Source organism: Bradyrhizobium sp. 154, from assembly GCF_023073875.1.
Lineage (GTDB): Bacteria > Pseudomonadota > Alphaproteobacteria > Rhizobiales > Xanthobacteraceae > Bradyrhizobium.
Genome location: NZ_JADPKG010000009.1, coordinates 1 through 11784, shown reverse-complemented (window position 1 = coordinate 11784; position 11784 = coordinate 1). Strand labels below are relative to the sequence as shown.

General features: G+C 61.6%; 12 protein-coding genes. 8 read left to right on the top strand and 4 right to left on the bottom strand.

Features of this window, described 5'->3' with window-relative positions; genetic code table 11:
- Positions 1–259: 259 nt before the first annotated feature.
- Entirely contained in the window at positions 260–907 is a 648-nt protein-coding gene (locus IVA92_RS00520; protein WP_247299902.1) for a hypothetical protein, read from the bottom strand.
- A gap of 13 nt (positions 908–920) precedes the next feature.
- A complete protein-coding gene (locus tag IVA92_RS00515; RefSeq protein WP_247299899.1) occupies positions 921–1235 on the bottom strand; it encodes a hypothetical protein in 315 nt (104 codons plus the stop codon).
- A 241-nt stretch (positions 1236–1476) separates the two neighbouring features.
- Here IVA92_RS00515 and mobQ point away from each other — a divergent pair, with 241 nt between their 5' ends.
- Complete coding sequence (gene mobQ / locus IVA92_RS00510; RefSeq protein WP_247299895.1) at positions 1477–2667, top strand: MobQ family relaxase; 1191 nt, start codon at positions 1477–1479, stop codon at positions 2665–2667.
- A gap of 24 nt (positions 2668–2691) precedes the next feature.
- Here the strand turns inward: mobQ and IVA92_RS00505 are convergent, their stop codons facing one another.
- Positions 2692–3279: a hypothetical protein gene (locus tag IVA92_RS00505; RefSeq protein ID WP_247299893.1), complete on the bottom strand. Its 588-nt coding sequence runs from the start codon at positions 3277–3279 to the stop codon at positions 2692–2694.
- 400 nt (positions 3280–3679) lie between these two features.
- Here IVA92_RS00505 and IVA92_RS00500 point away from each other — a divergent pair, with 400 nt between their 5' ends.
- The 6 genes from IVA92_RS00500 to IVA92_RS00475 all read left to right on the top strand — a co-directional run bounded on the left by IVA92_RS00500 (position 3680) and on the right by IVA92_RS00475 (position 9592).
- A complete protein-coding gene (locus IVA92_RS00500) occupies positions 3680–3997 on the top strand; it encodes a hypothetical protein (RefSeq protein ID WP_247299892.1) in 318 nt (105 codons plus the stop codon).
- On the top strand, positions 3994–4254 hold the full coding sequence (locus IVA92_RS00495; protein WP_247299890.1) for a hypothetical protein: 261 nt from the start codon (positions 3994–3996) through the stop codon (positions 4252–4254). The genes IVA92_RS00500 and IVA92_RS00495 overlap by 4 nt, the downstream gene beginning before the upstream one ends.
- A gap of 50 nt (positions 4255–4304) precedes the next feature.
- Entirely contained in the window at positions 4305–5219 is a 915-nt protein-coding gene (locus IVA92_RS00490; protein WP_247304047.1) for a tyrosine-type recombinase/integrase, read from the top strand.
- Between the two features lie 142 nt (positions 5220–5361).
- Complete coding sequence (locus IVA92_RS00485; protein ID WP_247299914.1) at positions 5362–5949, top strand: hypothetical protein; 588 nt, start codon at positions 5362–5364, stop codon at positions 5947–5949.
- Entirely contained in the window at positions 5950–7011 is a 1062-nt protein-coding gene (locus IVA92_RS00480; protein WP_247299911.1) for an XRE family transcriptional regulator, read from the top strand.
- 175 nt (positions 7012–7186) lie between these two features.
- Entirely contained in the window at positions 7187–9592 is a 2406-nt protein-coding gene (locus IVA92_RS00475) for a hypothetical protein (RefSeq protein WP_247299909.1), read from the top strand.
- A 500-nt stretch (positions 9593–10092) separates the two neighbouring features.
- On the opposite strand, the gene IVA92_RS00470 is transcribed toward IVA92_RS00475, so the two are convergent.
- Positions 10093–10701, bottom strand: coding sequence for a hypothetical protein (locus IVA92_RS00470; RefSeq protein WP_247299906.1), 609 nt, complete (start codon positions 10699–10701; stop codon positions 10093–10095).
- 418 nt (positions 10702–11119) lie between these two features.
- Between IVA92_RS00470 and IVA92_RS00465 the strand changes: the two genes are divergently transcribed.
- On the top strand, positions 11120–11784 hold a 665-nt coding region (locus IVA92_RS00465; protein WP_247534091.1), incomplete at its 3' end, for a hypothetical protein.

Sequence of the window (11784 nt, the reverse complement as noted above, 5' to 3'; positions counted from 1 at the left end):
TTGGCGGGCTTGGATCGCGAAGGGCGGCCGAACCGGGGGGGGTGCCTTCAAAAAACTCGAGCCCACGGACAGAGGATCTCAGAAAGCGCAATCTTGGAGCGGTCAGCGGCCAGCGGAAACGTCGCAAAGAGCTGCCGGGAGGCAGGGTCGGGCGAGGGCAAGGCCACCTTCCGATTCCGGACCGGGTCCGTCACGGCGAGTGCCATCCATGCGGTAGGCTCATGCACCCGATCGTCATTCCGAACGGCCCGCTGCGCACTCAGTAGCCGTCGAGCACGGCGTACTCGCCACGCGGGCCGAACCGCGGCGCGCTCAGGTCGATGCGCACGCACAGGCGCGTGCGCCTGTCATCGGACTGGCAGTTCGTCAGCACCACGCGGCCTGCGCGGCGTTGCCAGTCCTCGGCCCGCGCCTGGAGCGTCGGCAATGCGACGCGCAGGCGCTCGACTTCGGCGGCGAGGCGGGCGCGTTCCGCCTGACCCCAGAAGGTAGACGCGGCGACGCCGGCAAACTGTGCGCCGGTGGCGCCCAGCACGACGAGGCTCAGAACTGCGGTGAGGCGAAGTGTCAGCCGAGCCGTTGCCTGTCGAACCCCGTGCGTCGCTGCGTCGATCTCACCGCGCGCGTCGTGCAGCGCGGCCACGACCTCGCTGCGCAGTCGGTCGGCCCCGAGCGCGGAGACCGTCGTGTCCAACGACGCGACGCGGTCGGACAGCGTTCCGAAGGCCGGCCCGAGGGCCGACACGTCGAGGGTGAGGGTACGAGGTTTTGCAGCCGCCATCTCGGCCGCCTGTGCGGCCTTGAGCGTCCCCTGCATGTCCTGCCCGAGTCGGTCCACGTCGCGGCGGACTGCCTTGAGCGTGTCGAGCAACTCAATGACGGGGTCGGTTGAGTTCGCGCCGTCCATTGTCGGCAGGGTCCTACGAGTGCTCCGTCTCGGTGGGCGGAACAGGATCCTGTCTCATGGAGAAGATGTGCAGGCGGCCGAGAAGGTCGGTGACCCTTCGGAGGTCCACATCCGGAAGACCGTCGTTGTCGATGATCGAGACCAGCTGCTTGGCATTGGCAGGGCTGTCGTAGGCCCATCGGATCACAACAGCGCCGACGACCTTCGCCTCCCGTTCATCCCTGGCTTGGATTTCTGCCTCCACACGTGCGGTCTCAGCGGCAAGCGCCGTCAGCCTCTGTTCCGGGGTGCGCTTGATGCGCTTCGGCTTGGTCTCGGTCGTGTCCATGTTCGAAGCTCGCTTTTTGAGAGTTGCATTCGAGGGGCGGGCAAAGCTAGGGTTGAGTCCCGAAGGGCGCGGTTACGTCTCGGACTGCGTCCGACACCCGCGGTCCTCAGGGGCTGCGCCCCGCCGGACGGCTTCCCCCCAGTCCGGCGCTTAGGCGCCGGACGTCAGGGTTCCTCACCCTGAAACCGAGCCAGCGTCGGGCCGCTGGACCACGTATGTGCGCACAGGGCGCGGTGACGGGATGGCGCTGTACCGCTTCGAGCTGAAGGTGATCGGCCGCTCCGGCGGGCGTTCGGCCGTCGCCGCAGCCGCCTATCGCTCCGGCACCCGGATGGTCTGCGCCCGCCGCGGCCAAGTCTTCGACTACAGGCGGCGCAAGGGCGTCTCGTCGCGCGAACTCCTCGCTCCCCCAAGCGCACCGGCATGGGCTCGCACGGATCGCCAGAAGCTCTGGCAGATGGTGGAGGCGAGCGAACGCCGGGTCGACAGTAGGCTCGCGAAAGAGGCCGTACTCTCGTTGCCGCGCGAGCTGAGCGTCGAGGATCGCGTCCGGCTGGTCCGCGCGTTCGTCGAGCGGGAGATTGTCGCGCTCGGTCTTGTCGCGGACATCGCGCACCACGACGGACGGACGGGAAAAGACGATCCGGACGGCGGCAATCCGCACGCTCACGTGCTGATCTCGACTCGTCGCGTCGGTCCCGATGGGTTCGAAGGCAAGGAAAAAGCTCTCGACGCTCGAGACACCCTGTTGCATCTCCGTGAAGCGTGGGCTTCGCATCTGAACGAAGCGCTCGAGCGTGCCGGAGCGCCGACGCGGGTCAGCCACCTCTCGCTCGCGGCACAATGCGAGGACGCCAAGGCTGAGGCTGCCGATGCGCGCGCCAGCGGTGACACGGAGAAGGCGGACGAAGCCGACGCAGCGGTTTTCGTGCTTGATCGGAAGCCGGAGCCGAAGCTCGGGCGGGGACACCACCTCCGAACCCGCGCTGGCATTCAGACCGACCAAGGCGAGGCCGTAGACGCGCTCCGGATTGAGCGTGCCCGCCGACAAACGCTGACCGCGACCCTGCGCACGCTGCTCCGAAAGGCCGCGCAGTTTCGGTTGCAACTCGGCGACCGCCTGCGTCAAAGCTTGAGCGAAGGTGCCATGGCCTCGCTGCGGGATACCAACCTCGCGGTGTCGGTGGGTCGCTTGGCACGCGGCGAAGGGGAGCGCCTGACTCCCGATGAGCGCATCAAGGCACAGGAACGACAGCGCGCGTTGAGGCACGAACAAGCTGAGCGGCGCTTGGCTTTGGGAGATGGTGAGCAGGCCTCGGCACGTGAGCGCGACCTGCGTCGAGAGGAGATTGAGCGCCATCGTATCGAACAGGAGTTACTGAGGGTCCGCGCCGTGATGCGGCGAGATCGTGGACGTGGGATCGGCCGCTGAGCGGCCGATCCACGGGCCGGCGCGCTAGTCCCTGCCCCACCCATCGTTCCGAACCGGCTTGCGGGACTTGGGCTTGCGCTTCTGTTCGGCCTTCGGGGTGAGGTTCGGCGGCACCGGAGCCGGAGCCGGCTGAGGAACGACGGGAGCGGGCTTGGCCTCCGCGTCTTTCTTGGCGCGCGCGTCGATGATGAGATCGCCGATGGTACGGTCGAAATTCGGCCCGTCATCGACGTTCGGTGGGACCTTGCACCGACAGGTCAGACACCGGTCAACGCGCACCCGGATCCGCTCAAACGCGCGTTCGTCCTCGGGCGTGATTTCCTTGTTGTCACGCTTGAGGAGCCGCACGCGGTCCCAGGTATCGATCTCGAAATCCTCGATCTCGCATTCCCAGAGTTCGATCCGCACGTCTTCCGGAACGGGGACGCCCGCAACGTACGTCGCGGTACTCAGAAGAAGGGCATTCTCCTTGCGGCACTCCCATGAAAGGTGACCGGCTCTCCTGACCTGTACGAGATATCGACAATCATGAGGGCGCAGCGGGTTTGAAGCTTCCGGCGCAGCGGAGGCATTCTGATCTTTGCGGTCTTCGTTCTGATTGGAGTTGGACATGTGAGGCCCCGGCATTTCCAGTTGCGAGGCCGTCTATGAATATCGCTCTTTGCCGAAAGTACAGAGCGGAGACCATTGGATAAGTGGGCCGGACCGGCAGACAGTATCTTGAAAAAGCTGAGAAATACTGCTACAAGGAGCAAGAACGACATCATAAAGACGGGAGAGACCCGTCACATGTGGAGGGGCATTCGCCACCCCAGTGAAGTCGATGGACTTCACTGGCCACATGTGAATACATTCTTAAAAGTAACCTAATGGAATTTGGCGGCTCGCCAAAGCCCGAATTGGCGGCAATTCACAGTTTCGTGAAGGAGCTGCCTAGGGTGTGGGCAGCCGCGGGGTGGCGTCTTCTGGGCTGTGATAATGACGCTTATCGGAGGTCAAGACGGAGTCGGTCATGGTGGCGCTGTTGGAGCAGATGCTCCGGGACGTGCGCCGGGAGATCGCCGCGATCGAGATGCGCTCGGCCGCGCGGACTGCTGGGCTCCTCGCCCTAATCCGGGATGGGGCCGACACCGCCGAGCAGGACCGGCTGATGTCGGAGGACATGCGCACCCTGGACGGCCTGCGTCAGGAACAGCGGGTGCTGAAGGAGGCCCTGGAACGCCCCGACCTCCCGGCGAGCGCCCAGGATCTGCTCGATCTCGCCGACGCGAAACTACGCCTTGTCCTTGAGGCCCGACTCCAGCTCCAGGACCTGAGGGGTCAGGGATGACCGTCGCGCCCGTCCCGGCCTCATCGCTCCTCGATGACGCGCTCGCGGACGCAGATCGGGAGATCGCCGAGACTGAGCGGCGGCGCGAACGGCAAGTTCACCTCCTCCACGGCCTCGACCCCGGCACGAAGGCGCGGACCTGCGCCGAGCGCCTCCTGTGCGAGATCGACTGGACCCTCTCAATCAACCACACGCACCGAACGCTCATCCAGAACCTGCTGGCGACCGAAACCTCCAACGACGTGGGTTCCCCGTGACCACCCTTCCTACCCCTGTCGCAGAGACCGCAATCGGCCCCGCGCTCGACTTGGAAGCGGTCGCCGCCCGCGCCGCCGGACTCGCTCGGCAGGCGCGCGCCGCTAACACGCTCCGCGCCTACGAGGCCGACTGGCGGGAATTCGCGGGGTGGTGCGCCGCCCGCGGCCTCGAACCGCTGCCCGCCGCCCCGGCCGTGGTCGGGCTCTACCTCGCCGACTGCGCCGACCGGCTGTCGCTCGCGACCCTCGCCCGGCGGGTGAGCAGCCTCGCCGCCCGGCACCGCCGGGCCGGGCTCGGCCTCGACGTGCGCCACCCGGCCGTGGCCGACGTGCTGGCGGGCCTCCGGCGCGAGCGCGGCTCCGCCCAGCGCCGCGCCGAGGCCCTGACCGTGCCGCGCCTGAAGCAGGTGCTCGCCGGGCTCGGCGACGGCCTCGCCGACCGGCGCGACCGCGCCCTGCTCCTGGTCGGCACCGCCGCCGCGTTGCGGCGCTCCGAGCTGGCCGCCCTCGACGTGGCCGACATCGCCGTCCTGCCCGAGGGCCTGCGGGTCACGATCCGGCGCAGCAAGACCGACGCCGAGGGTCGCGGCGCGGTGCTCGCGGTCGGGCGCACGGGACAGGCGACGTGTCCGGCCGCCGCCTACACGGCGTGGCTTGCCGCGACCGGGATCGCCGAGGGGGCGGCGTTCCGCGCCGTCGACCGTCACGGCCGCCTCGGCGGGCGGCTGTCCGGCAACGCCGTCGCGCTGATCGTCCAGCGCCGCGCTGGCGCCGCCGGGCTCGACGCGGCGGCCTATGCGGGCCACTCCATGCGGGCGGGGTTCGCGACCTCGGCCGCCCATGCCGGGGTTGGCGAGATCCGGATCGCTCACCAGACCCGTCACGCCTCGCTCAGCACCCTGCGCCGGTACGTCCGTGAGGGGGCCCTGTTCGCCGACAATCTCGCTGTCGAGATCGGATTGTAGCGCTTCCAGGGCTCTCGTCTGGGACGCCCAGGAGTCCAAAGCGTAAGGCCCGACAAGGAGTTGCGGCTCGGTTATTGAAACGGTTATATTTTCCGCCATATCCTTCCAAGGGCGCGACGTGCTGCCGGATGGAGAGGGCCTTATGGACGTGGAAGAAGACCAGTCGCGCCAGATGGCGATCATCGAGCCCCTGCTGCTCGGCATCCACGACGCCTTGTACGAGGCGGTCGCCACCTACAACGGTGACGGGTACTCGGATGCGGTTCGTGCGCAGCACAGTGATCGCGCTGCCGCGTGCTGCATCTACGACCACGCCGAACGAGCGCTGATGGACCGCTTCGACGGCACGCCTGGGGTGAACTTCCTGGATCGCCGGGGGCTTCACCTGCTCAACTACCGGGATCAGGCGCTGATCCGGGTCAAGAAGGTGAACGGGTTAGGCCAACACGCTAACTACCAGACCCTGCAACAGCAGGATTATGACGACGAGATGCCCCTCCTCGATCTGCCCGAGGCGGCCGTGCGTCTGTATGCGGGCTACCAAATGGATGCCGCCGGGGCCGCGATCGAGCGGGTGATGATTGTCAGGCAGATCGGCAAGGACGTGATCTGGACGGCGCAGGTCACCGCTACGGAAGCCCAGGCTGCGTGGGTGGACATCACGCCGGAGCGGATCCCTGACACTGGTCGGACCGACTTTGAGGCGGCGCGTGCGAGACGAGGACGCTAAGTGACCGACGCGGTCTTCAACGCTGACATGCTGAGACTCGCGCGTGAGGCGCGCGAGATGACCCAGGCTGATCTGGCGAGAGAGGCGTCTGTCACGCAGGCGCTCATCTCGAAGCTCGAACACGGCCTGATCGGCCAACCCTCCGACGAGGTGCTGGGCAACCTCGCGAAGGCACTCCGCTTCCCTACAGCCTTCTTCCATCAGCGCGAGCGCGCGATCGGGTTCCCCGCCTTTCACTACCGCAAGCGCACGAAGCTCGGCGCGAAGCCACTCGCGCGGATCGGTGCGGTCATCAACATCCGGCGTCAGCACGTGGCGAGGCTCTTGCGCTCCTACGACCTGGAAGTCGCCAAGCCGATCCCTCAGATCGACCTGGACGAGAGCGGCCTCACGCCAGAGAAGGTCGCCGAGCGGCTGCGCGCGTACTGGATGCTGCCGCGTGGGCCGGTCGCCTGCGTGGTTGATACGATTGAGCAGGCGGGCGGCATCGTCATCATGACGAGCTTCCACACCAAGCTTCTGGACGGCATCAGCTTCCGTTCGGAGGGCATGCCACCGCTCTTCTTCATGAACAAGGATGTTGCCGGGGACCGCTTCCGTTTCTCGCTCGCGCACGAGCTTGGACACATCGTTATGCACACCGTGCCTGACGACGATCAGAAGATGGAAGAGGAGGCGCACCGCTTCGCTGCGGCTTTCCTCATGCCTGCCTCGGATATCAAATCATATTTGATATCTCCTAAGATTACTGCTCTCGGTAGAGTGAAAGCGTACTGGAAGGTCTCTATAAAAAGCTTGATTAAAAGAACTTACGACCTAAAATTAATTACTGATTCTCAGTACAAAAACATGAATGTTCAGTATAATAAATCTTTCAACGAGGGTGAGCCATACGAAATACAGGTAGAAGAACCTTGGCGCCTTAGAGATATCATCAAGTATCACTGCAACGAGCTTGGATACAGCTTGTCTGACTTGGCGCGCCTTCTGGCTGCGAACGAAGCCGACGTTGAGCGCGCGTATCTCCCGCGCCAGGGCCTACGCCTCGTGGTTTCGAACTGAGTTTTGGGTCCCCTTCTACGTGACGAGGACGCGTGTCCAGTAGGCGTTGTCTCCGCCGCCCTCGACTACGAGAACCCCATGGGTGAGGATATTCACGACGCTGCCACAGCGCTTGCCACGGCATATGCGAACGGCGATGTCTACCGTGCATCGGGCATGGTCCAGCGGGAACATAATGTCTCTGTACAAAAAACTACAAGATGTCCGCAGCGAGGAAGACGTCAAAGATGTTTACATTCAGGCGTTAGGCTTGAAGAAATATACCAAAGGGCTAATTGATATTCGTACGAAGGAAATGTGGTTCGAGGCTAAACATCACGGCAAGGACTCAAGTTATAAGATGTTCACCCAGCTTCTGCATTATGTGCAGGATGGGTTGAATAAAGGGGACGAGTTACCACCGTTCCTGGCAGTAATGGATACTGAGAAGGCGGCTCTGATGAAGACCGCTGATGTTATTCCATTTTTGAAAAAGAAGACGATAAAATGGGGCAAGTCGGCTACTAAATTCCCGAAGGAGGCGCTCGACCAAGTATCCGCGTTCATTGGAACAAGGATGGTCTCGTTCAGGATAGCGACGCACGAAGATGAATTCATCAGTACTGTAAAAGCCGCTCTGACAAAGGGCGATATTATCCGCATTTCGATCACGCCAGATAATTTGAAGCAAGTTTTCGATAAATGGGTCGAGATGATCGGTCGGGAAATCGGCGGTGCTCCGGTAGATAAATATGCCCTTCTCTTTTTCGCCGACATCATGCATGACGGAACCAAGGCGACTCATGAAAACTTGCCGGCCGAACTTCTCCATCAAGGAGAAGCGCCCGTATTTTCCCTCGACGGTAAACTTTATAAACTAGGTAATCGTGAGGGTTACCGTCAGTTCTGGTCAATTTATCACCGCCCACCAGATGAGGAGTATCGCAATTACTTATTAGAGCGTCGCGACTCCCTAATCCCGCTAGACGAGCGTAGCTTCAAGGGCGCTTTCTATACTCCACTCCACGTGGTTGATAAAGCCTACGATAAGTTAGCCGACGTTCTTGGGAAGAACTGGCAGAAGAACTACATAGTTTGGGACATGTGCTGCGGCGTTGGGAACTTGGAAACCAAGCATTCCAACCCGCGAAACGTTTTTATGAGTACATTAGATCAAGCTGACGTCGATGTTATGAAAGCTACTAGAACCTGCGTTTCCGCCACTCGGTTTCAATATGATTATCTCAATGATGACATTACGGCTGATGGCAGAATTGACTATAGCCTCACCAACAAAGTGCCGCCCGCTCTGCGGCAGGCAATCGCCGAAGGTCGAAAGATCCTGATACTTATCAATCCGCCATATGCAGAAGCTGCAAACATAGATAACATCACAAGTTCTCGTGGGAAAAATTCAGAGAGCAAAAAAAGCGTTTCAAAGACGCAGATTGCTAAAACGATCAGTGATTTTGGATACGCTTCGCGCGAACTATTCGTGCAATTTCTAGTGCGGATCGCCAAAGAGATACCAAACGCTACCTTGGCTATGTTCAGTACCTTGAAATATGTAAATGCTCCAAATTTTGAGCCATTCAGGTCGTTTTGGAATGCATCTTATCTCGGCGGTTTCTTGGTGCCTAGCAAAGCATTCGATGGTCTAAATGGGAATTTCCCTATTGGCTTCCTTATTTGGGAAACCGATAATTCCGCAAAAAAGAAGACACCAATTACAAACATAGTTGCGGAGGTTCTTAATAAAAAAGGCGAAGCAATTGGCGAAAAGCAATTCTATAATCTACCAAGTGAGCGATTTCTGAGCAATTGGATTAAGCGGGCAAGGTCTAATAAGGATGACGCCCTGCCCTTGAAAGGCGCGCTCGTGCCAACGACTAGTATTAAAGATGTGCGTGGCACTAAATGGGCAGACGGAGCGATCGGCGGAATGATTGCGCCCGGTGGTGATGTTCAACACGCAAATCTTACCGCCTTGCTATCATCAGGGTACTGTAGCGCAGGCGGTTTTTTCGTCACCAAGGAAAATCTCTGGAAATCGGCAGTTGTGTTTGCGGTACGGCGTCTAGTTAAGCCGTCGTGGCTCAATGATCGGGATCAGTTCTTACAGCCTGATGAGCCTCTTACTGAAGAATTTAAGATGGACTGCTTAGTCTGGATGTTGTTCAGCACACAAAATCTGACGGCTGGCGCGAACGGATTGGAGTGGAATGGTCGCCAATGGAGTCTGGTCAATCACTTTATTCCGTTCACCGAGGCTGAAGTTAATGCACCTGACCGATTTGAATCAGATTTTATGGTTCAATACCTACATAAAAAGAAGTTTTCGGTTGAGGCTTCCGCAGTCTTACGAGCAGGTAAAATCCTTTGGCAAACGTATTTCTCCATCACCGATGTATATAGCGTTCGTCAAAGCCTCAAACTCAATCGCCCCGATGTTGGATGGTATCAGATCCGATCCGCTCTTGGTCGACGCGAGGAACAGAAAGACAAAATCGAAACCGAATTTGCTGTCTTTGACTCAACCTACGAGACGCTGACATCGAAGCTAGCACCGATGATTTATGATCTTGGCTTCCTAAAAACTTAGCGTGCAGCAGCGGCTCATGCTGGTAAGCAAGCAGGCGAGATCTCGGGACACGAGGCGGAGAGAGAACGTTCGTCTCCGCGCTGTCAATCTGCATAGGTATGGGCGCTTAGCGTACGTTTTCGAACATCCTCTGCGATGACCCCGAGTTGGCGTAGACGAAATACCAAAGGTCCAAACCGGGTGAACGACGACGCCTTCACAGATGAGCTGAGATCGGCCCTGGAGGCCCTGATCTCGGAAGCCCGTGCAGCAGGCCCAGGGCGGGTTGTGACCGCGGCCGAGCGCGCTGCGATAATCTGGGTCACGGACCGCCAGGAAGCCCCCGAGGCCGCCCGCCGCGATCTGCCGGTACCAGAGACCGCACGCCGCTTGCAGTAGGATCCCGGCCGCCCTGGCTCCTGTGGTGGGCGACGCGATCTCTCGTTCATGACGGACACCCGTACCCACGACGATCTACGAACTTACAGCCTCCCAGATCCGGACTGGTGCACAACTGCGGTTCAGCCGGCGAGCCGACGCCACCATGGGCGTGCTTTCCAGGCTTCCAGCTCGGCGCGGGCCTGGGCGGTCTCCGCTTCGGCTCTCTTCTCCAAAGCACTCAACTCTACCCGTGATTGAGCCGCTGCGGCATCGGCCAATGCTAATCGCGCTTGCAGCTCGCGCTCGCGACCCCCGGCCTCCTCAACGACCTGGGCGAGTTGCCGAGCGAGAGCGGCGACCTCCCCGACTAAGTGATCGGATTTCTCAGTCTCGGCGCTCCTGTCAGCTACCGCCTGCGACAGAGCTTGCTGCGCCTCTGTGAGAGCCCGCTCGAGCCGTTCGATATGGGCGGTTAGGAAGGCAACGAAGGTCCTTTCGAGAGGGCCTTCGACAGGAGGCTCAGCATCGATTTCGCTTTCATCGAGAGGGGTTTCGACACCTCTCTTGAGAGCCCGCTCAAACTCTTCGATAGGGATCTCTATCCGGGTCCTACCGTCGTTACCGGGGAGCCTACGCCAGCCCTGTCGGCGCACGAGCTGCCGAGCTGAAGCCGGTTTCAGAGAGAATGCTTCCTCGATCTCCGCATACGTCATGATGCGGGACGAAACCCCCTTCGACACCTCGCTCATGACAGCCCCTCGGTCACTCGGAATGAGACGGACGAGAGGGTGTGTCCATAACTCTTTCGAAAGGGTATCTGACCGCCCTTTCGAGACCCCCGTCGAGGGAGGGCTTACCGTAGCCGTGTTGACTGCCTGTGTCGGTACGGGGATGGTGGGCGAATGCCGGACTCGTGCCGGTTCGAGGAGATAACCGCCACGACGGCAACGTAGAAAAAGCAACGGCCCCTCAGGCGCCAACCTGAGAGGCCGTGGACCGATCTCATAGAGACCGGCGGGGGATCAAACACCTCCCGACAGTCTCACGAGCACCCTTAGGGGTCAAGACGGGACGCCAATCCCGTCAACGGTCTTGCTCGTTCTGTGGAAGGGTGTCGCCCGCTAAGGCGATGCTCGCTGCTGTGCCGTGGCCCGCAAGGGCTGGGACATGTTCGCTGAAGAACTTAGGCGCGCCGTCGAGGTTGCGCCCCGGGGCGCGCTGCCCGAGGTGGCGGCGCTGCTGTGGCGCGCCTTCGGGGCGGGCCAGGTGAGTGAGGCCGAGGCCGAGGCGCTGTCGGCGCTGATCGAGGGGCGGACGGTCATCCCGGCCGCGCCCGTGCCGCCGCGAAGGCCTGCTAGCTCCCGGCCGCGGAGCGACGCCCCGCCGGGCCGACCGTCCATCTTCCCCCCGAAACGCCATCAGCGCTCGCCGGATCGCGCTCGGTCACTAGAGCGACGGCGGACCTTGGCTGCCTCTGGTCCAATGCCCCCGGCGCTCGCGGCCCGGCACACGACTGGCGAACTCGCCGCGTTACGGATCATCGCCGACGAGGTGCGGGCGCGCGGCGCATGTGAACTGTGCGTGTCGGCCATCGCGGCGCGAGCCGGGGTGTCGGCCTCGACGGCACGCAACGCGATCCGGACGGCTGCCCGTTCCGGGCTTCTCCACGTCGAGGAGCGCCGCCTTCTCGGCCGGCGCAATGATCCCAACCGCATCACCATCGTGGATGCCGCTTGGCGGGCTTGGATCGCGAAGGGCGGCCGAACCGGGGGGGGTGCCTTCAAAAAACTCGAGCCCACGGACAGAGGATCTCAGAAAGCGCAATCTTGGAG

Bases quoted from the DNA above. Each gene is read 5' to 3' on its own strand.
- IVA92_RS00520 (WP_247299902.1), bottom strand. From the start codon at position 907: ATGGACGGCGCGAACTCAACCGACCCCGTCATTGAGTTGCTCGACACG.
- IVA92_RS00515 (WP_247299899.1), bottom strand. From the start codon at position 1,235: ATGGACACGACCGAGACCAAGCCGAAGCGCATCAAGCGCACCCCGGAA.
- mobQ (WP_247299895.1), top strand. From the start codon at position 1,477: ATGGCGCTGTACCGCTTCGAGCTGAAGGTGATCGGCCGCTCCGGCGGG.
- IVA92_RS00505 (WP_247299893.1), bottom strand. From the start codon at position 3,279: ATGTCCAACTCCAATCAGAACGAAGACCGCAAAGATCAGAATGCCTCC.
- IVA92_RS00500 (WP_247299892.1), top strand. From the start codon at position 3,680: ATGGTGGCGCTGTTGGAGCAGATGCTCCGGGACGTGCGCCGGGAGATC.
- IVA92_RS00495 (WP_247299890.1), top strand. From the start codon at position 3,994: ATGACCGTCGCGCCCGTCCCGGCCTCATCGCTCCTCGATGACGCGCTC.
- IVA92_RS00485 (WP_247299914.1), top strand. From the start codon at position 5,362: ATGGACGTGGAAGAAGACCAGTCGCGCCAGATGGCGATCATCGAGCCC.
- IVA92_RS00475 (WP_247299909.1), top strand. From the start codon at position 7,187: ATGTCTCTGTACAAAAAACTACAAGATGTCCGCAGCGAGGAAGACGTC.
- IVA92_RS00470 (WP_247299906.1), bottom strand. From the start codon at position 10,701: ATGAGCGAGGTGTCGAAGGGGGTTTCGTCCCGCATCATGACGTATGCG.